The organism is Sphingomonas longa (assembly GCF_016892685.1).
Classification (GTDB): domain Bacteria; phylum Pseudomonadota; class Alphaproteobacteria; order Sphingomonadales; family Sphingomonadaceae; genus Sphingomonas; species Sphingomonas longa.
The window spans coordinates 130,717-149,686 of record NZ_JAFEMC010000003.1; the positions used below are offsets into that span (position 1 = coordinate 130,717).

The window sequence follows — 18,970 nt, forward strand, 5'->3', positions numbered from 1 at the left end:
CTCTCGCCCCCGTCACGCGGACGGACGCTCTTTTTTCTTGTACATCGCCAGCATCCGCGCGGTGACCGCGAAGCCGCCGAAGATATTGACGCTCGCCAGCACCACCGCCCCCAGCCCCAGCCACTTCGCCACCGGCGACCCGGCCGCCGCCGACGCGACCAGCGCGCCGACGATGATGACGGACGAGATGGCGTTGGTCACCGCCATCAACGGCGTGTGCAACGCCGGCGTCACCGACCACACGACGTAATAGCCGACGAAACACGCCATGACGAAGATCGACAGGATCGCGATGAAGGTCATGATTCAAAATCCTCCCCGGAACGGGGAGGGGGACCGCTCGCCGCAGGCGAGTGGTGGAGGGGGCGTGCCACCCGCGAGACGATCGCCGTGACGACCGCCTCGATATCCTCCAACACTTCACCCGCGGTAAAGCGGATCACGCCGCACCCATTGTCTTGCAGATAGGTTGATCGAACGGCATCGCGGACGGGCCGATCACCACGGCCATGCGCCTCGCCATCGATCTCGATGACCGTCAGAGCATCGCGACAAAAGAAATCGACCACATAGGGCCCGATCGGGTGCTGTCGGCGCACCTTGAAGCCCGCTCGGCCCGCCCGCAGTCTCTCCCAGAGAATCACCTCGGGCAAGCTCATCGTCCGACGCATCTTGCGTGCGATAGCGACTTCGGGGCGGAGCATGCGCGGCACGCCCCCTCCACCGGCTTCGCCGGTCCCCCTCCCCGTGCCGGGGAGGATCATGCGGTCAGCCTCGCATGCACCACCGCGCCACCCTGCGTCAGGCGGATCGCATCGCCGATCTCCGCGTCCAGCACCGGCCGTCCGGCCTCCTTGTCCCAGAATGCGCTCAGGAAATTGTACAGGTTGCGGCTGAACAGCGCCGACGAGTCCGCCGCCAGCCGGCTCGGTACGTTACGGTGGCCGACGAGCTTGACGCCGTGGCGCACCACGACCTCGCCCGGCCGCGATCCCTCGACATTGCCGCCCTGCTCCACCGCCAGATCGACGATCACGCTGCCCGGTCGCATCGTCGCGACCTGCGCGTCGGTAACCAGGCGTGGTGCGGCTCGGCCGGGGATCAACGCGGTGGTGATGACGATGTCCTGCTTGGCGATATGGCCGGACACCAGCTCCGCCTGCGCTGCCTGATATTCCGGGCTCATCTCGCCGGCATAGCCGCCTGCGCCCTCGCCCTCGATGCCGGCGACCTTCTCGACGAAGATCGGTTTGGCGCCCAGCGACTGGATCTGCTCCTTCGTCGCGGAGCGCACGTCGGTCGCCGACACCTGCGCACCCAGCCGCCGCGCGGTCGCGATCGCCTGAAGCCCCGCGACGCCGACCCCCATCACGAAGCATTTCGCCGCGCTGACCGTGCCCGCCGCCGTCATCATCATCGGAAAGGCGCGGCCATATTCCGCCGCCGCGTCCAGCACCGCCTTGTACCCGGACAGGTTCGACTGCGACGACAATATGTCCATCGACTGGGCGCGCGTGATGCGCGGCATCCATTCCATCGCCAGCGCCTCGATCCCGGCCGCGGCATATCCGTCGATCCGCGCCCGCTCCGCCACGGGGTTCAGCGACGCCACCAGCCATGCGCCCGGCGTGGCCCCGGTCAGCGTGGATGCGTCCGGCCCCTGCACGCCCAGTACGATGTCCGCACCGGCCAGCGCCGCCGCGCGGTCGCCCACGCTCGCACCCGCATCGGCATAGCCGCCGTCCGCAAAGCCCGCCGCCTCGCCGGCGCCCGACTCGACCGCAACGGTCGCGCCCAGCGCGGCGAACTTCTTCGCGGTTTCGGGCGTCGCGGCGACGCGTTTTTCGCCGTCCGCAGTTTCCTTGAGGACGGCAATCTTCATGACCGGATCAGGCCGCGATCAGCCAGATGACGATCGCGACGATGATCGCGACGCCGACGGAGCCCCACTTCATCATGCCGATCATCCGATCATAGCTGGCGACGTGCGCGTTCAAGTCGGTGTTGCCGGCCATAGTACCTCTACCCAAGTCCCGAAGAAGGATGTTTCGAATTCGGACCCTAATCACGCGATCCGTTACCCTCAAGCCCCTTGACGTGCCCATTCCGGACTTAAGCCCGCCTTTACCCGTCAAGGACTATGCCGCGTACCGAACGGGGACGGACGACACGCATGACGCGAAATGGGCAGCGACTGCTTCTGCTGATCGATGACGAACCGGCCCAGCGCCGGCTGGTGTCGGCGCTCGCCGCCCGCGCGGGGTGGCGCTCGGTCTTCGCCAGCGATGCGGAGATGGCGATCGCCACGCTGGGGACTCAGGACGGGATGCAGTTGGACGCGATCCTGCTGGATCACTGGGGCACCGATGCCGAATCCGACGCGCTGCTCGCCGAATTGCGGTCGCGCCGTCCCGCCCTGCCAATCCTCGTGCTGACCGCGAACGGGTCGGTTGCCCACGCCGTCGCAGCGATGCGCGCCGGCGCGACCGACTTCCTCGTCAAGCCGCTCGCCCCCGAACGGCTGCTCGCCGCGCTCGACACCGCGGTCGGCGGCACCACCGCGGGCGAATTGCGCCCGCTGACCGAGAAGATCCCGGCGCTGCTCGCCTTCGACGAGATCGTCGGGTCCGCACCCGATTTCCGCACCGCCTTGGCGATCGCCGCCAAGGCCGCGCGCGCCCGCGTGCCCGTGTTGCTGGAAGGCGAAAGCGGCGTCGGCAAGGAGGTCGTGGCGGAGGCGATCCACGCCGCGTCGCCGCGCGCGAAGAAGCCGCTCGTCGCGGTCAATTGCGGCGCGATCCCCGCCAACCTCGTGGAATCGGAGCTGTTCGGCCACGAGAAGGGCGCGTTCACCGGCGCCTTCGAACGCAAGATCGGGCGTTTCCAGGAAGCGGACGGCGGCACGCTGCTGCTCGACGAAGTCGGCGAGATGCCACTGGAGGCGCAGGTCAAGCTGCTCCGCGTCCTTCAGACGGGAGAGGTCCAGCCGCTCGGCAGCCGCCACCCGCGCGAGGTCGATGTGCGCGTCATCGCCGCGACCAACCGCCGCCTGATCGACGAGGTCGAGGCGGGGCGCTTCCGCGAGGACCTGTATTACCGCCTCAACGTCGTGCAGGTGACGATCCCGCCCCTGCGCGAACGCACCGGCGACATTCCGGCCCTCGCCCGCCATCTGCTCGCGCGGATCGCCAAGCAACCCGGTCTGCGCCCGCTCGGCATCACCGACGACGCGCTGCAACTGCTCGGCGATTACGAATGGCCGGGCAATGTCCGCCAGCTTCAGAACGCGCTCTTCCGCGCCGCCATCCTCTGCGAGGGCGACGCGCTGACCAGCGCCGACTTCCCACAGATCGCCGCGATGGGCCGTCGCGGCAGCGCGATGCGGACCGCGCCGGAGGGGGGCGGCGTCACCCTCTTCTATCCCGACGGCAACATGCGCCCGCTCGAGGATATCGAGGCGGACGTGATCCGGCTGGCGATCGGCCACTATCGCGGCCGGATGACGGAGGTCGCGCGTCGCCTCGGGATCGGCCGCTCGACGCTGTACCGCAAGCTCGGCGAGCTCGGGATCGACAACGCCGCGGCCTGATCGCCGGCTTTTCCGTCGCCACGCTGACGGGCTTTCCCCTGCCGCCGCCACCGGTTAGTCCTCCCTCGCGTCATTTGCGGGAGAGCTTCATGAACCGTCGTCATTTCATCGCCGGTGGCACCGCCGCCAGCGCCCTTGCGCTGTCGCCGCTCGCCCGCGCCGCGGCGCAGACGGCCGCACCAGCCGCGCCGGGCGACGCCGCGCTGAAGACGGCCTTCGACGCCATCCTTGCCGAACGCGTCCGCGAATCGCCGCAATTCGCCACCTCGCTCGGCTTCGACAAGGGCGCGAACGCCGACCTCCGCTCCCAGCTTGGCGACAACTCGCTCGCCGCCCGCGCCAGGGATCTCGCCCGCGCCAAGGCGCAGCGCGCGACGCTGACCGCGATCGATCCCAAGACGCTGTCGCCACAGGCTGCGATCGACCGCGACGTCGTGCTCTACTCCACCGATCAGGGCATCCTTGCCCCCGAACGCTTCGGCATCGACGCGGCGACCCAGCCCTATCGCATCACGCAGCAGCGCGGCGTCTATTTCAGCCTGCCCGACTTCCTCGATTCGACGCACAGCATCGCCAATGCCGCCGATGCGGAGGCCTATATCGCCCGCCTCGACCAGATGGGCACCGCGCTCGACAACGATACGGAGGTGCAGCGCGCCGACGCCGCCCGCGGCTATGTCGCGCCCGACTTCTCGCTCGACCTCGCGCTCGGCCAGATGGCGAAGCTGCGCAGCCCGGCGGCGTCCGCGAACATGCTCGTCACCTCGGTGGAGCGCCGCGCCGCCGCCGCCAAGCTCCAGGGCGACTATGCCGCCCGCGCCGCAAAGATCGTCGAGACGAAGGTCTATCCGGCGCTCGACCGCCAGATCGCCGCGATGAAGGCCCTGCGCGTCAAGGCCCGCAGCGACGCCGGCCTGTGGGCGATCCCGCAGGGGGAAGCGATCTACGCCGCCGCCCTCGCATCCGCGACCACGACGACCCTGTCGCCCTCCGAAGTCCACGCGATGGGCGTCGAACAGGTTGCCGACCTCTCGTCGCAGCTCGACGTCATCCTGAAGCAGCAGGGCATGACCAAGGGCAGCGTCGGCGCTCGCCTCGCCGCGCTCAACGCGTTGCCGGCGCAGCTCTACCCCGATACCGCCGCCGGCCGCACCGACCTGATCGCGAGCCTGAACGCCAGCGCCCGCGCGATGCAGGCGAAACTGCCGCAGGCGTTCACCAACGCCCCCGACGCGCCGCTGGAGATCAAGGCGGTACCGGTCGAGATCCAGGACGGCGCGTCGAACGGTTACTACTACCGCGCCCCGCTCGACGGTTCCCGCCCGGCGATCTACTGGATCAACCTGAAATCCGTCGCCGACTGGCCGAAATACACATTGCCCTCGCTCACCTATCACGAGGGCGTGCCCGGCCATCACCTCCAGATCTCGACCGCGCAGCGCGCCGACGTGCATACGCTGCGCAAGATCAGCTTCTTCGGCGCGTATCTGGAGGGTTGGGCGCTGTACGCCGAGCAACTCGCCGACGAACTCGGCGGCTATGCCGGCCCGATCGAGCGTGCCGGCTACCTTCAGTCCTTCCTGTTCCGCGCCGCCCGGCTGGTCGCCGACACTGGCATCCACACCAAGCGCTGGACCCGCGATCAGGGGACGCAGTATTTCGTCGACACCGTCGGCTTCGCGCGTCCCCGGTCGCAGCGCGAGATCGAGCGCTACTGCACGATGCCGGGTCAGGCGTGCAGCTACAAGATCGGTCACGCCAGCTGGCTGCGCGCGCGCGCGAAGGCGCAGGCCATCGCCGGTCAGCGTTTCGACCTGAAAAAATTCCACGACGTGCTCGACGCGGGCGCGGTGCCGCTGGTGATGCTCGAACAGCTTACCGAACAGGCAGCGCGCCGGATGGCCTAGGGGGAACCCCGACCGGAGCGGAACTCTGGCCGGATCGGCGCTTTCTGTCCGCAAAGGGAGATTCCAGCATGATCCGGCCTACCCACTGTGCGCTGCTGCTCGCCGGCATCGCCGCCCCACTCGCCGGGCCGCTCGCCGCACCGGTAACGGCCCAGCAGACCCGCGCGATCTCCGCCTCGGACAAGCAACAGGGCGCGCAGGCGAACCCGCAGCTCGTCGCCGAATATGGCGGCGCATACCGGGGACCGCAGGCGGCCTATGTCGAACGCATCGGCCGCCGCGTCGCGGTCCAGTCCGGCCTGTCGAACGCGACCGGCGACTTCACGATCACGACGCTGAACTCGCCGGTCGAAAACGCCTTCGCGAATCCCGGCGGCTATGTCTACGTCACGCGGCAGCTGCTCGCGCTGATGAACTCGGAGGCCGAACTCGCCTCCGTCCTCGGACACGAAGTCGGCCACGTCGCCGCCCGTCACTCCGCCAGCCGCAACACACGCTCGAAGATCGGCTCGATCGGCGCCGCCATTCTCGGCGCCGTCACCGGCAGCAGCGCGGTCGGCCAGCTCGCCGGCACCGGCGCGCAATTGTACACGCTGGGCTATGGCCGCAGCCAGGAATATCAGGCCGACGGCCTCGGCGTTCGCTACATCACCGCCGCCGGCTACGACCCTTATGCCGCCGCCGCGATGCTAACGCAGCTCGACGCCGAGACGACGCTGACTGCGCGTATCGCCGGCCGCGACGCGAAGGGCACGCCCAGCTGGGCCTCCACCCACCCCAACGGCGCGGACCGGATCGCCCGCGCGCGCAAACTGGCGCAGGACACCGGTCGTCCGCCCGCTACCGGCGCTCAGGACACCGCCTTTCTGCGCATGCTCGATGGCCTGCCCTATGACGACGATCCCGCGCAGGGCGTGGTTGATGGCCAAACCTTTCGCCACCCCGAACTGCGCGTCCGCTTCTCGGCACCCACCGGCTACACGATCGCCAACGGCACGGACGCGGTGACGATCGCCGGCAGCGGCGGTCAGGCGATGTTTCAGGGCAGCCAGTCATCCAGCCCGGACGCGGCGATCACCGCCCGATTCCGCGCGCTCGGGGCCGATGTCGGCGAGAGCGAGTCGCAGTCCGGTACCGCCAACGGCCTGTCCTACACATACCGCACGATCCGCGCGGCCGCGAACAACCGCGCCGTCGACGCGACCGTCGTCGCCTATCGCTTCCCGTCGGCGATCTACACCTTCACGCTGGTGACGCCCGCGGGTGCCGGCATCGGCCCATTCCAGCCGCTGCTCGCCAGCGTCGCCGCGCTGACCCCAACTCAGGCGGCGGCGATCAAGGGCAAGATCGTCCGCGTCGTCGCGGTCAAGGCTGGCGACACGATCGAATCGCTGTCGGCGCGCATGGCCTATCCGGACTATCGCCGCGAACGCTTCCTGACACTCAACGGTCTGTCGGCGAACGACCGCCTGCAACCCGGCCGCCTCGTGAAACTGGTGGTGACAGGCTGACCCTACCGGCTTCTGCTCCCCTCACATGAAGGGGAGGGGAGCAAGCCCCCGCCACCCCCGCAACAACGCCGATGACGCCCCACGCCGCGGCGGCTATGACGGTCGGATGCCCGCCACCTCGCCCGCCCTGTCGATCGTCATCCCCTGCTACAACGAGGCGGCGTGCCTCGACATCCTGCACGCGCGCGTGTCGGCGGCGGCGCGCGCGGCGGTCGGCGACGATTACGAGGTCGTCCTCATCAACGACGGATCGCGCGACGACAGCTGGCCCGCGATGCAGCGGTTGAGCGCGACCGACCCGCACCTCGTCGCGATCAACCTGTCGCGCAACCACGGTCACCAACTGGCGCTGACCGCCGGGCTGGACCTGTGCGCCGGCCGACAGATTCTCATCATCGACGCCGATCTTCAGGACCCGCCCGAACTCCTGTCCGACATGCGCCGCATGATGGCCGATCTGGAGGCCGACGTGGTCTACGCCGTCCGTCGCAAGCGCGAAGGGGAGACGCTGTTCAAAAAGGCTACCGCCAAGCTCTTCTACCGCGTGCTCGACCGTGTCACCGATACCGACATCCCGCTCGACACCGGCGATTTCCGGCTCATGAGCCGCCGCGCGCTCGACGCGTTGCTGTCGCTGCCCGAACAGGCCCGCTTCATCCGCGGCATGGTCGCCTGGGTCGGCTTTCGTCAGGTGCCGTTCCCCTATGATCGCGCCGAACGGCTGGCGGGGGAGACGCATTACCCGCTCGGCAAGATGATCCGCCTCGCCTTCGACGCGGTCACCGGCTTCTCGACCGCGCCCCTGCGCTGGGCGAGCCATGTCGGCCTCGCGCTGACCGGCGTGTCGCTGCTGCTGTTCGTCTATATCGCCGTCGGCTGGCTGTCGGGGTCGGCGGTGCAGGGCTGGACCTCGACGATGCTCGTCACCGTCTTCCTCGGCGCGGTGCAGATGTTCGTGCTCGGCATGATCGGCGAATATCTCGGCCGACTGTATATCGAGTCAAAGCGCCGCCCGCTCTACCTCGTCGCCGATGTCGCCGGCCCGGTGCGGGGCCATGCGACGCTGGGCTTCACCGCCGCGCCCGCCCCGCTACCTGCCGACCCGGCGACGTCAGGGCTTGGCGAGCGTGACGAGGGAGACGCCGGGCGGCATCGGCAAGCGGCCGACCAGATGCCGCTCCAGCCGGAAAATGGCCTCGAACATCGTATTTAGCGGCTTGGCCGGCGGCGAATCATCGCTGTCGTCGCGCCCCGTCATCCGCCCCGCGATCCGCGCCGCCGCCGCCAGCGGGAACAGCAGCGTGTTGAAATAGCCGAGCTTGTCCGGCTTCAGCCCGGCCCGCTCGATCGCCGTCTTCAGCGTCGCCTTCGAATAGCGACGGTGGTGGTGGTTCACCACGTCGTGCGCGCTCCACATCCACTGGTGTGCGGGCACCGCGATCAGGATCTTGCCGCCCGGCTTCAACAGCGACTTCATCGCCGCCAGCGCGGCGACATCGTCCTCGATATGCTCGACCACATCGAGCACCGCGACCAGGTCGTACGCGCCCCGCTCCACGCCCGGCAGTTCGGGCAGCGGCGCATCGCCGACCGGTTGCCCCAGCCGCTCGCTCGCGATCCGGCGCGCCGCCGGATCGATCTCGATCGCCTCGACCGAGCCGAACTTCGCCAGCATCGGCAGGTTGTGCCCGGTGCCGCACCCGATCTCGAGGATGCGTGCACCCGCCGGCACGTCGCCGTACCGCGTCAGGTAGTCGGCCAGGATGTCGCGCCGCGCCCGGTACCACCAATGGGTGGAATCATGCGCCGCCATGCGGTCGTAGACTATGCGGTCCATATCACCTGAACACCCAATTGCGTTGCAGCCCGAACGTCACCAGCGGCACCACGAACACCGCCGGTACCAGCGGCCACCATGTCGGCCCATGCACGAACGGCCCCGTTACCAGCGCCCAGGTAAATCCCTGGTTGAGCAGGAAGCCCAGCGCCTGCACGATCGTGAAGCGCACCGCCGTGCCGCGATCGCGCGTGCCGTGCCCGCGGAAACTGACCGCGCCATGCGCGAACCGGCCGACCGCAGTCGCCAGCACGAACGCGACCAGCACCGCCAGATTGGGGTTCATCACATAGGTGGCAAGCGGCCAATACACCGCGGCATAGAACAACGTCACGGCCACGCCGGTCACGCCGAACCGGACCAACTGGCCCAGCACGCCGCTCGTCCGCCATTGCTCGATCCTGGATGCCACGCTCGCCTGCCTGTTGGGTTGCCCGCCCTAGGGGGTGGAGGGGGCGGGGGCAATGGTGGGGTGGCCGCACGCGGCCAGCGTCACGGGCGGACCGCTGGTGCCGCTCCGATCCACCGGCATCCGGAGCGGAAATCGGAGGTGCCTCCCCGATCCCTATTGCGCGAAACTCTTGACCTCGTCCCCGGTCAGCAGACCATCCGAATTCTTGTGCATCCCCCTGAAACCGGGGGCCATCATCCTTTCCCTGATCGCCACCCGCTGCTCCGCGCCGATCTTTTTCTGCGCGGCGGGATCCCCGGCGATCTTCGCGTCCAGTCGTCGATCCAGTTCCGCCTGAAACTCGCTCAGGCTCAACGCCCCGTCGCGGTTCGCATCCGCCGACGCGAGGAACGCGGCATCGAGCTGCATGTCCATCTTCAGTTCACGCTGTGGACTACCGCACGCCGACGGCGCAGCGCCGGACGCCGCCTGCAACAGGATCAGTAGAGACGCGCCAAGCATGTTCGGACTCCGCGATGGCCGGGGACGATGACGGGGCAAGGTCGAATCCGGCCGGTGAACGCTGCCTGAAGGCCGCCCCTCCTCCCGCTAGCCGTCATTGCGCGACGCGACCGTCCTCCCCGCAAAGCATCGAGTTTCGGGAATTGCCGCCGATCGATCGTTGACGTAGCATCGTGACGTTCTCGGGAGTCTTTCGAAATGATCCAGCGTCACCGCTAAAGCAGCAAAGCATACGCCAGCGGAGTAATCCGCCGCCTGGACTCTGTTTTCGAGAACATCATGCAAAGACTGAATAACAAGACGTGCGTCGTCACTGGCGCTGCGCGTGGCATCGGGCGCGCAATCGCAGCCCGTTTCCATGACGAAGGTGCCATGGTCATCGTCACCGACATTGACGAGGCGAAAGGAGCGGAAACGGCTGCTGAAATCGGGTGTCGGTTCGAACCGCTCGATGTGCGCGAGGAATCCGACTGGCGGCGGTTAGCCGGCGTCATTCCCGTAGCCGACGTGATGGTCAACAATGCTGGCGTGACGGGATTCGAAGCCGGCATGGCTCCGCACGACCCGGAACACGCCAGCCTCGCGGATTGGCGCGAGGTTCACCGGGTCAACCTCGACGGGACGTTCCTTGGTTGTCGCTACGCGATCGGCGCGATGAAGACTGCGGGGGCGGGTTCGATCATCAACATATCCTCCCGCTCGGGGCTGGTCGGCATCCCCGGCGCTGCGGCTTATGCCTCGTCCAAAGCGGCGATCCGCAACCACAGTAAGACAGTCGCGCTCTACTGCGCGCAACAGGGTTGGAAGATACGCTGCAACTCGGTCCACCCGGCCGCTATCCTCACGTCGATCTGGGAGCCGATGCTTGGCAATCGTCCCGATCGGGACGCCAAGATGCGGGCGTTCGTTGCGGATACGCCGCTCAAGCGGTTCGGGATGCCCGACGAAGTCGCGGCGATTGCGGTAATGCTAGCTTCGGATGAAGCGACTTACGTCACCGGCACGGAGGTGAGCATCGACGGTGGGCTACTCGCCGGTTCTGCTGCTTCACCCGGCTAACAGCGGCGACGGGCGTGGTCGATCACGCCCGTCAGCCTTTCCCGCCGATCGGGAAAAGGGAACGCGCCGGCTTTCCCGAAACCTGTCGAATGGATATTTTGAGAACGTCCGTCGACCGACGGCAAGCCTCTATGCCGGATGGGAAGATGCGGGTGAACGGAGCGTCGGCCACGCCAACCACGTGCCTACGGCGTATGTCACGCCATAGCTGAGAACAATGAGAGAGCTGACGATGGCGAAAGTATCGACCAGTTGCGGCTTGAACGCGAGCAACGGAACGAGCGCTAAACCGCGAAGCATATAGACGCCCGTGATGAGAACCAAGGCGGTCCGTATTAGCGGCAGGCGTCGAACGACGCCGACGGCGGAGAACGCGTACAACGCCCATACCGCCAGGATCGTAGCAATCGCGGCGGTGACTAGGCCGGGCATCACAGAGCCGCGCTCGGCTGCCCGTGCCATCTCTTCTCCGGCTCCGAAGAACCGATACCGGTCCGGACCGCCGATGATCGTGGCGAAATGCAATAATGATGCAGCGGCGCTCAAAAGCCCTGCCGTGACCAGCCAGCCGTTTCTCATCGGTTCAACTCACATCCGCTTAGTAATCGGAAGGGCCTCGACACGAAGCATGAAGATAGCCGCCGTCAGGAGGGTAGCCCAGATGACGACGCCTTCGATCGCGAGGGCTTGATACAGTCGTTCATTAACCCACCCGCTGGCCATGCCTTGCTCCGACGATACGAGGGCATAGGCCAAGATGTAGATGGGGATCACCAGACAGGCGGTTTGCACCACGGCTATCGGCCCCCGCAGGTAGCTCCACATTGCCGCTGCTCCGAAAAGGGCGGACGTCAGGCCGAAAATCAACGCGCTCTCTGCGTGGGCGTCGATCATCCGTTTCGTTATCATTGCCGATAGCAGCGAGAGCGCCACCATTCCGCCGATCGTGGCAAACTGCACTGATCGCGCCGCGAAGGCCCAAGTGAATGTCCTGTCCTTGATGGAGCCGCAGATGCATCCGAACGCAAACGAGAGCGCCGCACTACCGTCTTCTATCACATCCACTTCGGCCTTCATCGCGGCCGCCCACGATGCGCGATCGGCGGGAAGCAGTGCAGCGCACCAGCCGATGAGCATGAGTGCGAGGGAGCGACTGAACGCATTCATGCCGTTGCTCCGATCGAAAGGGGGCCGTTGACGTTCATCGGGGCAAGCATTGACCGAGCAAAGGCGCGACCCGCTTGGGTAAGCCGATACGCATGGCGGGGAGCGCGGGCCGGGGGGACAGGCGGACACCACTCGGATTCAAGTAGTCCGTCATCAGCCAGACGCATCAGCAGCGGGTATAGCGTGCCGGATTTGAGCTGCGTTTCCTGAAGCAGGTCGTAGCCGTGCCGCCATGCTTCCGGCCGCGCGATTAACGCCTCGAAGACAGAGTGCGCTTGCTTCGATGAATGAGGACGCCGTGCCATACTCTATATCTACCTATGTAGACAATGACAGTCAACTGGGATCGATCACAACCGTCGGTGCAATTGCTGGCCATTCCCGATTAGGAACCGTCTGAGAGAAGGTCAGGACATTCTCCTTTGCGGTCCGCAATCGAGAACGTTGCCGTGCCGATCGGTTGACGCGATATGTTATGTGGCCGTCCGACGATCACGGTACCCTTGCATTACAAGCCAAGCTGCTCCAGTACCCTTGCATGACAAGGCAATCAGACGATTCGCGAGATGCGATCAGCAAATGGGAGGTCCAGCTACGCAAAGGCGTACTAGAGTTCGTCATCCTGCTTTCGCTCAGTGAACGGGAGCAATACGGCTTCGAGCTGATCTCCGGCATTGCCAAGCGCGCTGCGATCGACGTGCCGGAAGGGACTCTCTACCCACTCCTTCTGCGCTTGGCGAAGGACGGGTTGATCTCGTCCCGCCTCGCCGGAGGTGATGGCGGTGCGCCACGCAAATACTACACCCTGACGATCCAGGGCCGGCAGCTTTTGCGAGGAATGATCCCGTCATGGTCGAAGCTCGCCACCTCCGTCGATCGTCTTCTGCCAGGAGAGTCCGCATGACCCCCGCTTTCGCTGATCCTGCCGCACGACGTCGCTGGGATGCGTACTTTGCCGAGGTGGGTCGCATGCTTGCACGCGCTGGTTCCGAGACGGCCGAGTTGCGGGGTGAGCTAGAGGCGCATGTCGCGGAAAGCATGGTGGCTGGATCGGGCGGCAGCGAACTGGAGCGGCTGGACCTGGCTCTGTCCCGTCTCGGAGAGCCCGCACACTACCTCCGCCCACTGATCGCCGACCAGCTAATCGAGCGTGGAACGCGGAGCTACAGCCCATCCACGATCGCTCGCGGCCTTTCCCATTCCGTCCTGGCCGGCTCGCGCCGCACCGCAATCGCGCTTGGCTTCGGTCTTGGCTACCTGCTGCTCGCCATCTTTGCGGGTATGGCCATCCTTAAACCGCTGTGGGGCGAGCATGTCGGCCTGTTCCGTAACGCCGACGGTACGGTCAGTGCCGGTATCGTCGTGCGCTCCGCCGGTTCGCAGGAACTGCTTGGCTGGTGGTCGATCCCGATCGCGCTGCTGCTGACGGGGTTGCTCTACATCGCCTTGACGATGGGCCTGCGAGTTCTCCGTCATCGACGGTAATCATTTACGCGAAAACCTTGCATAACAAGGAATAGTGATGGCTGATCTTACAGCCGGCCGTGCGCGGCCGGGTGCGGTGGCGTTTGTCTTGCTGACGCTGGCATTGAGTTGGTCGATCTGGATCGTCGCGTGGTTGGTGACAGGCCGTCCGGCCACGACGACCGCATCGACGGGAATGGTCGGGGCGGTGTATGCCGGGGCGTTCGCCCCCGGCATTGCTGCGGCTCTGCTGTCAGCTATGTCGCCGGTCGGATCGCTCAAGGAATGGTTGCGCGGGTTCGTCCGCGCCCGGTGCGGCTGGCGTGCCTACGCGGCTGCACTGCTGCCGCTTCCTCTGGCGCTGCTCCTGTTGACGTTCGTCCTTGACTACGAGCCGCGCCTCGAAGGGCTGCATGGCCAGCCAGTCGTTCTCCTCTACCTGACCACCTTCCCGGTTTCGATTTTCAACGGTCTTGCGACTGCGCTGATGGGCGCCGGACCTCTGGGTGAAGAAGGCGGCTGGCGCGGCTATTTGTTGCCTCGCCTCCTGGAGCAGGGCGGCGAGGCGCGCGCCTCGCTTATCATCGGAGTCATTTGGGCGCTGTGGCACCTGCCGATCATGGCCATGTTCGGAGACTGGCGGAGCGGGGTTCCCTTCCTGACCTATGTCCCGCTCTACACCGCGGGAATCATCGGCCTGTCGTTTTGCATGTCGCGGGTATGGGTCATCGGCGGAGGCAGCCTGATCCCGTGCATCTGGCTGCACGGGCTGGTGAATGCCGTTGGGGGCGTCGCGTTCGACCACCGCCTGTGGACCAGCCGCTGGTCCGCCGAGGCGGGCACGGTGCATTTCGCTGTTGCCACCGCTGCAACGGCTGCACTGCTGGCGGTAGCACGCAGGCGTCGATCCACGAAACCGGCTCGTACGCAGTGAGATCATGGGGCGACACGCATATGCTCGCTCAGGGTGGAGGCGTCGACGCCCAGCTTGTCGGCGATGAACTGACCGCACACGCCATTCTTTACCAAGTCGCCGTCGCGCTGCGCTGGGAAGTGCGCGACCGGATCGCGCAGCCGCATTGTAGACCTAGAATTATAGAAGTGGCCGCCTGTAGGATCCCGACGCAAAGGCGCCTCAATTCCCGATCGCCGACAGAACGCGAGCATAGATGTAGCCGTCGCCTGAGCCGTGAGCGCATTCGTCGCGAAAGGCGTCTTTTGCGCTGTCCGACTCGATCGCCGCTGCAATTCTGATGTGTTCAGCGTCTTTGACGCGTAGCATATCCCGGTAATCTGGGTCGTCCGCAGCCATCCTGGTGTCGACGGCAAGCGCTGCTGGCGTCTTGTCGAGGTGGTAGCTGTAGGTAATGTTGCTGCTGCCCTTGATGACATGATCGAGGATGATCGTCGGACCACGGTTCGACTTTTCGTACATTGGCCGCTCGGCCATCAAATCAGTCTTCTTGCCCTCAGTCTCCAGCCAAGCGTGCGAAATGAAGATGTCGTCGCCATTGTTAATCCAGCCCAACACGACGGTCGACGCGACACCATATTCTTTCGCAAGGATGCGGTTGAGAAGCATCGATACTCGGTAGCAAGCCCCGTACATGCCCTTCGGCTTGATCAGGCCATTAAGCAGGCGTTGGGTAAGATCGTGGGTCGTCTTCGCGCCCGCGGTCAGGTTAGAGAGGAATCCCTTCAGACCATCGGCCTTGCGTTTGGCTTCCCCCATGATGCCCTCCGATTGTATGACCATTTCGCCTACGCACGAGCGTGCCTGCCCTCAAGGGTTCTAGAGTAACTTCAAGGGAATTAGGGCGAAAGCTGTTTTTCCGCCCTTCCCTTAAACGATGCTGGATCCGGAATTTCGGCATTGGGCCGATGCCGGCGTCCGCACGCTGTCTAATTCGCCTCTTCCCGCAAAAGAGGCCAGGAATTCAGCCAACCTTTTGATCGCACTCGTTCCTCGTAGATGTGGCGCTTCTCGCCAGCGAAGCGCGAAGTGGGCCGCAGGACAAGGCGCATCAGGTCGCCTAGGCCCAAGGGGGCGGCCACTTCGCAGTCATCTTTGCCGACGCGGCGAACGGCTACGGTGGTTGCCGTCTCGGGCCAGTATCGCATCGCGTCAGTTGCCGAGGAATACGGCCGATCGTTATTGCGATCGTGCATTCTCGCTTGGTTCTTAACGGACCATTCGATCCCCGGCTCTATGGCACACAGCGCCGCTTCACGCTTTCTGTCTTCCACCGCATCGGGGCAGAGCGGATCGTACCAGATTACATCGACATCGCCCGCTGGCGCGGCGGGGGAGCGGCCGTGAAGATGGTCCCAGATAGCGTTCCTGACGAAACCGGCGCTGATCCAACCGTCAGGCAGGTTCAAGGCACCAACCACGCCGAGAAGATGCCAGCGGATCGGATCGGCCCGCAACACCGCGATGACCTGTGAAGCAGCATCCATCCGGCAATGCTATCGTTGCCGACCGCCGTAGGAAACGGTGGAATTCGCGTGGTCGTCCGGGATGCTGCTCTCCCGATTAGGAACGGCCAGCGAGACGGTCGAGCCAATCCCATTGGGATCGAGAAACGGAGATAGAGACGGGGCACCAGGGCAACGGCGAACAGCCCGTTAGTCGATCCGAGCTCGCGCAAAACGCTGAACGGACGTCGGTATCTCTACCCACGCGTGGCGCCTTTCTTCCCACACCGATCGGATAGGCTGCATCGAGTGGGCATCGTCGAACAGACCGATCGGCACCCCGGGCATGGTGGGGTTCTTCGTCCCGCGCATATATACAGTAGTGCCGCAGTCCGGACAGAAGAACTGGCTAAACACTCCACCGAGGTCGGTGGGACGATCAAATTGCTTCGCCTCGCCCTCGATCAAGACCTCGGCGTGCGGCCAGTACGCGGCTTCACCGAATGGTGATCCGGACCGCTTCTGACAGGCCAAGCAGTGGCAGGCGACGACCGCCATCGTAGGGCCTGGGACTTCGGCCTTAAGCTGTCCGCACTGGCACGATGCTTTCATGGCTTAGCCATATCACAACATGGAACGACTGACGCTAGCATCCCAGCTTTTCCCGATTGGGATCGTCTATCGAGACGGGCGAGGGGCCTGGGCCGATCGCGGCATCGTGTGGATCAGCAGACGATGACAGCCAGATAATCGGGCCGATCGGCTGATATTGCGCAGATCGTTCCGTCGCGCGTGATCAAAGGCACCTTCCGAACCCGAGCTGTCGCAATCAGAAAGCAGTCACCGGGGTTTCTGTGGCCGGTTTCGACGGCGACCTTGGCTGCCTCTATGGCAATCCGCTGGTGGATCGGCACGACCCGCGCTCGCGTCACCGCGACAGCATCGCGAAACCACTGATCCGGCGCATCATCGCCAAGGTGCGGACGATCGGCCACCCGGTTTTTCTGCGAAGCGACCGCCAGTTCCCATGCCGTTATCGGCGACGCCAAAAGCGCACCGGCCTCTTGGCTATCGCCGATCGCCACCAACGACTCTTCTGTGAGGGGATCGTTGCCGGTTACAAGCCAATAGAGGGTGTGCGTGTCGAGAAGGACGCCTGCCAAGCGATTACGACTTGGCCGCAGTCAGTCGGCGAGGTTTGCCGCCTTTCAATGCTTGCGAGGCGATCGGTTTGGTCAGGTCAACGCCCTTCTTCAGCGTCAAACCCTTGAGCGCACCGGCGCCTAGAACCGTGACAAGCCGGCCTGTCTTCGTGTCGCGAACGACCGTACTAGTTGATGTGGCATGGGGCTTCGTCATACCCGCAATATACTCCTTCCCGCGCCAAGCTCCAAGTGGCCGATCATACTCCCCTCGTCCGGGATGGGGCCGGTAGACAGCGTGATCAAAAACGTATGATAGGCGGCCCGGCATTCCCACAGGGGTCCCAAGCGAGACAGCGCCGGCCGTCTCGATCATCGTTCCTTTTCGGGAAGGCGGGATCGGCAGAAAGCGCTCCAGTTGCTGACAGATTGCTTATCGCTAATCTGAGCAGTTGGAGGTCCAATGTTCTTTTATATCGAACCAGAGGTCGCAGGCGGCATCGGCCCAAACTCGAAGACTCACTGGGAGAAAGGTAAGCTAGTCGTCACCCGACTCAACTATGAATTTAGCAGATGGCTCGGCGACGCTATAATCGAAAGCACGCCGTGTTTCGTTGTGACTGATACGGCTTGCCAAATGATTGAAAAGGCAGAGCTATCTGGCGTTTCGTTTGGTGACGTCGAGATCACCCGATCGGGAATGTTCGTAGATCGATATGGCGAACGAGAGTTGCCCCAATTTTACTGGCTGGTTGTGCACGGCCAACCTGAGACTGATGATTTTGGAATGGCGAATGATCTCCGATTGGTTGTTTCACGCGGGGCATTGGACATTCTGAAACGGGCGGGCGTCGATCATGCGGAAATCGCGTCCGTTTGACGGCTTTCCACCAGGCCCAGACATTCCCGAAATTCGATGGTCAATCGGGAAGTGTCGATTGCGACCCAGATAGGCGAGAGGCGGACTCTTTGCGCGAACGATCCCGCTGATATGCCCGTGCGGAGAGGCGTTGAACGATAGGCCAGACCGGCGCGTACCAGGGCATAGGAACCGACCACGCCCCTTCTGGCAAAGGGATGGCGTTGCCAGCGCGATGGCCCAACATGACTGTCCCGTCGATGATGCCCTCCTTGGACGCGAGCCTTGCTACCGTGTTGCCCGTCCCGTCCACGATCGAAGATAGGTCGGGAAACGTGGTGTTCAGCGAACCAAGCCTCCCCGGCAGGGGTGACGCCAACGCGCCGCATAAGTTCGCCATGACGACAGGGACGCCAAGCATGAGGGCATGGCGCTACGCCAGCGTCTCCAACATTGTGTTGAAGGCATCCGCGCCTCGCCGGCCAACGGGCCAGTCAGGGGGCGGGGTAGCCGCCGCAGTCGGTTGCAGCAGCAGGTCGATCGAGGATGCTGCAAGCGACCGGACGTGTTCGGCACGGTAGTTTTCGTAGCAGATACCAATGCCGATCCGCCCGATCGCCGTGTCGATGATGTGCGGACCGGGTTCACCCCGATAGTAGCGGGCTTCCACCCAAGCCGGGTCGCTCTTGCGGACGCTACCGGCAAGCTTGCCATCTGGAGTGGCAAGCAGGAAGGTATTGTAGAAATCAGCGCCCTGCGCTTCCAAAATCGTTGTACCGACATGGATGCGGTGGCGCTCGGCAATCGCGAACAGCCATGTGGATACTCGACCTCCGATCGGCTCGGCAGTCTCCCAAATATCGGGCGCGATGCGGTATCCGGTGGCCATCAGCTCGGGCAGCAGGACCAACCCGGCGCCTGTGCCGGCTGCTTGAGCGACTAATTCCGCCGCCCTGCCAAGGTTTTCGGCAACAGCACCGGGGCGGTTCGGCATCTGAACAGCAGCGACATGAACGGGCCTGACGGTTGTTCGCATAACCTTCGACTAGCATGGAGCCGATGCACACGAACCCATGATGATTGCACCCTCCCGACTGGGATGCT

General features: G+C 64.9%; 26 protein-coding genes. 9 read left to right on the forward strand and 17 right to left on the reverse strand.

Annotated elements, in window-relative coordinates; genetic code table 11:
* Nucleotides 1-12 precede the first annotated feature (12 nt).
* The 4 genes from ILT43_RS10465 to ILT43_RS10480 are packed head-to-tail and all read right to left on the reverse strand — an operon-like array spanning nt 13 to nt 2,015.
* Nucleotides 13-303, reverse strand: a complete 291-nt coding sequence (locus tag ILT43_RS10465) for an NAD(P) transhydrogenase subunit alpha part 2 (RefSeq protein WP_055844357.1) — start codon at nt 301-303, stop codon at nt 13-15.
* On the reverse strand, nt 300-704 hold the full coding sequence (locus tag ILT43_RS10470) for an endonuclease domain-containing protein (protein WP_239474627.1): 405 nt from the start codon (nt 702-704) through the stop codon (nt 300-302). Before ILT43_RS10470 ends, ILT43_RS10465 begins: the two co-directional genes overlap by 4 nt.
* 56 nt (nt 705-760) lie before the next feature.
* Complete coding sequence (locus ILT43_RS10475; RefSeq protein WP_204198915.1) at nt 761-1,882, reverse strand: NAD(P) transhydrogenase subunit alpha; 1,122 nt, start codon at nt 1,880-1,882, stop codon at nt 761-763.
* A 7-nt stretch (nt 1,883-1,889) separates the two neighbouring features.
* The gene (locus ILT43_RS10480; protein WP_204198916.1) at nt 1,890-2,015 is read right to left on the reverse strand and encodes an aa3-type cytochrome c oxidase subunit IV; all 126 of its coding nucleotides are present in this window, start codon (nt 2,013-2,015) and stop codon (nt 1,890-1,892) included.
* Nucleotides 2,016-2,173: 158 nt separating this feature from the next.
* Between ILT43_RS10480 and ILT43_RS10485 the strand changes: the two genes are divergently transcribed.
* The 4 genes from ILT43_RS10485 (at nt 2,174) to ILT43_RS10500 (ending at nt 8,220) form a co-directional block, all read left to right on the forward strand.
* Entirely contained in the window at nt 2,174-3,589 is a 1,416-nt protein-coding gene (locus ILT43_RS10485; RefSeq protein ID WP_204198917.1) for a sigma-54-dependent transcriptional regulator, read from the forward strand.
* An 89-nt stretch (nt 3,590-3,678) separates the two neighbouring features.
* Nucleotides 3,679-5,496, forward strand: coding sequence for a DUF885 domain-containing protein (locus ILT43_RS10490; protein WP_204198918.1), 1,818 nt, complete (start codon nt 3,679-3,681; stop codon nt 5,494-5,496).
* A gap of 68 nt (nt 5,497-5,564) precedes the next feature.
* Nucleotides 5,565-7,007, forward strand: coding sequence for a M48 family metalloprotease (locus tag ILT43_RS10495; protein WP_204198919.1), 1,443 nt, complete (start codon nt 5,565-5,567; stop codon nt 7,005-7,007).
* Nucleotides 7,008-7,113: 106 nt separating this feature from the next.
* Complete coding sequence (locus ILT43_RS10500; RefSeq protein ID WP_204198920.1) at nt 7,114-8,220, forward strand: glycosyltransferase family 2 protein; 1,107 nt, start codon at nt 7,114-7,116, stop codon at nt 8,218-8,220.
* Here the strand turns inward: ILT43_RS10500 and ILT43_RS10505 are convergent.
* The 3 genes from ILT43_RS10505 to ILT43_RS10515 all read right to left on the reverse strand — a co-directional run bounded on the left by ILT43_RS10505 (nt 8,119) and on the right by ILT43_RS10515 (nt 9,664).
* A complete protein-coding gene (locus tag ILT43_RS10505) occupies nt 8,119-8,844 on the reverse strand; it encodes a class I SAM-dependent methyltransferase (RefSeq protein ID WP_204198921.1) in 726 nt (241 codons plus the stop codon). The genes ILT43_RS10500 and ILT43_RS10505 overlap by 102 nt on opposite strands.
* Nucleotide 8,845: 1 nt before the next feature.
* A complete protein-coding gene (locus ILT43_RS10510; RefSeq protein ID WP_204198922.1) occupies nt 8,846-9,256 on the reverse strand; it encodes a GtrA family protein in 411 nt (136 codons plus the stop codon).
* 153 nt (nt 9,257-9,409) lie between these two features.
* On the reverse strand, nt 9,410-9,664 hold the full coding sequence (locus tag ILT43_RS10515; RefSeq protein WP_204198923.1) for an EF-hand domain-containing protein: 255 nt from the start codon (nt 9,662-9,664) through the stop codon (nt 9,410-9,412).
* 372 nt (nt 9,665-10,036) lie between these two features.
* Between ILT43_RS10515 and ILT43_RS10520 the strand changes: the two genes are divergently transcribed.
* Nucleotides 10,037-10,816: an SDR family oxidoreductase gene (locus ILT43_RS10520; RefSeq protein WP_204198924.1), complete on the forward strand. Its 780-nt coding sequence runs from the start codon at nt 10,037-10,039 to the stop codon at nt 10,814-10,816.
* Nucleotides 10,817-10,945: 129 nt separating this feature from the next.
* Here ILT43_RS10520 and ILT43_RS10525 read toward each other — a convergent pair whose 3' ends face one another.
* From ILT43_RS10525 to ILT43_RS10535, 3 genes are read right to left on the reverse strand one after another with little or no spacing between them, the layout of a single operon-like run.
* Nucleotides 10,946-11,395, reverse strand: a complete 450-nt coding sequence (locus ILT43_RS10525; RefSeq protein ID WP_204198925.1) for a hypothetical protein — start codon at nt 11,393-11,395, stop codon at nt 10,946-10,948.
* Between the two features lie 9 nt (nt 11,396-11,404).
* Nucleotides 11,405-11,983, reverse strand: a complete 579-nt coding sequence (locus ILT43_RS10530; protein WP_204198926.1) for a hypothetical protein — start codon at nt 11,981-11,983, stop codon at nt 11,405-11,407.
* Nucleotides 11,980-12,288: a PadR family transcriptional regulator gene (locus tag ILT43_RS10535; protein WP_204198927.1), complete on the reverse strand. Its 309-nt coding sequence runs from the start codon at nt 12,286-12,288 to the stop codon at nt 11,980-11,982. Before ILT43_RS10535 ends, ILT43_RS10530 begins: the two co-directional genes overlap by 4 nt.
* A 170-nt stretch (nt 12,289-12,458) precedes the next feature.
* Here ILT43_RS10535 and ILT43_RS10540 point away from each other — a divergent pair, with 170 nt between their 5' ends.
* The 3 genes from ILT43_RS10540 to ILT43_RS10550 all read left to right on the forward strand — a co-directional run bounded on the left by ILT43_RS10540 (nt 12,459) and on the right by ILT43_RS10550 (nt 14,381).
* Nucleotides 12,459-12,887: a PadR family transcriptional regulator gene (locus ILT43_RS10540; RefSeq protein WP_204198928.1), complete on the forward strand. Its 429-nt coding sequence runs from the start codon at nt 12,459-12,461 to the stop codon at nt 12,885-12,887.
* On the forward strand, nt 12,884-13,468 hold the full coding sequence (locus ILT43_RS10545; RefSeq protein ID WP_204198929.1) for a hypothetical protein: 585 nt from the start codon (nt 12,884-12,886) through the stop codon (nt 13,466-13,468). The genes ILT43_RS10540 and ILT43_RS10545 overlap by 4 nt, the downstream gene beginning before the upstream one ends.
* An 88-nt stretch (nt 13,469-13,556) precedes the next feature.
* On the forward strand, nt 13,557-14,381 hold the full coding sequence (locus tag ILT43_RS10550; protein WP_204198930.1) for a CPBP family intramembrane glutamic endopeptidase: 825 nt from the start codon (nt 13,557-13,559) through the stop codon (nt 14,379-14,381).
* 2 nt (nt 14,382-14,383) lie between these two features.
* On the opposite strand, the gene ILT43_RS10555 is transcribed toward ILT43_RS10550, so the two are convergent.
* From ILT43_RS10555 to ILT43_RS10580, 6 genes are all read right to left on the reverse strand, one after another.
* Nucleotides 14,384-14,527 carry a hypothetical protein gene (locus tag ILT43_RS10555; protein WP_204198931.1) on the reverse strand — a complete coding sequence of 48 codons (144 nt, stop codon included), beginning with the start codon at nt 14,525-14,527 and terminating at the stop codon, nt 14,384-14,386.
* Between the two features lie 55 nt (nt 14,528-14,582).
* A complete protein-coding gene (locus tag ILT43_RS10560) occupies nt 14,583-15,179 on the reverse strand; it encodes a hypothetical protein (protein WP_204198932.1) in 597 nt (198 codons plus the stop codon).
* Between the two features lie 170 nt (nt 15,180-15,349).
* Nucleotides 15,350-15,907 (reverse strand): nucleotidyltransferase family protein, encoded by a 558-nt coding sequence (locus tag ILT43_RS10565; RefSeq protein ID WP_204198933.1) that lies wholly within the window; start codon nt 15,905-15,907, stop codon nt 15,350-15,352.
* 168 nt (nt 15,908-16,075) lie between these two features.
* Nucleotides 16,076-16,477 carry a GFA family protein gene (locus ILT43_RS10570; protein ID WP_211534455.1) on the reverse strand — a complete coding sequence of 134 codons (402 nt, stop codon included), beginning with the start codon at nt 16,475-16,477 and terminating at the stop codon, nt 16,076-16,078.
* 113 nt (nt 16,478-16,590) lie between these two features.
* The gene (locus ILT43_RS10575; RefSeq protein ID WP_204198935.1) at nt 16,591-17,028 is read right to left on the reverse strand and encodes a type II toxin-antitoxin system VapC family toxin; all 438 of its coding nucleotides are present in this window, start codon (nt 17,026-17,028) and stop codon (nt 16,591-16,593) included.
* A 4-nt stretch (nt 17,029-17,032) separates the two neighbouring features.
* A complete protein-coding gene (locus ILT43_RS10580) occupies nt 17,033-17,224 on the reverse strand; it encodes a hypothetical protein (protein ID WP_204198936.1) in 192 nt (63 codons plus the stop codon).
* A 246-nt stretch (nt 17,225-17,470) separates the two neighbouring features.
* Between ILT43_RS10580 and ILT43_RS10585 the strand changes: the two genes are divergently transcribed.
* The gene (locus ILT43_RS10585) at nt 17,471-17,887 is read left to right on the forward strand and encodes a hypothetical protein (RefSeq protein ID WP_204198937.1); all 417 of its coding nucleotides are present in this window, start codon (nt 17,471-17,473) and stop codon (nt 17,885-17,887) included.
* A gap of 412 nt (nt 17,888-18,299) precedes the next feature.
* On the opposite strand, the gene ILT43_RS10590 is transcribed toward ILT43_RS10585, so the two are convergent.
* On the reverse strand, nt 18,300-18,902 hold the full coding sequence (locus ILT43_RS10590; RefSeq protein ID WP_204198938.1) for a carbon-nitrogen hydrolase family protein: 603 nt from the start codon (nt 18,900-18,902) through the stop codon (nt 18,300-18,302).
* Nucleotides 18,903-18,970: the final 68 nt, after the last annotated feature.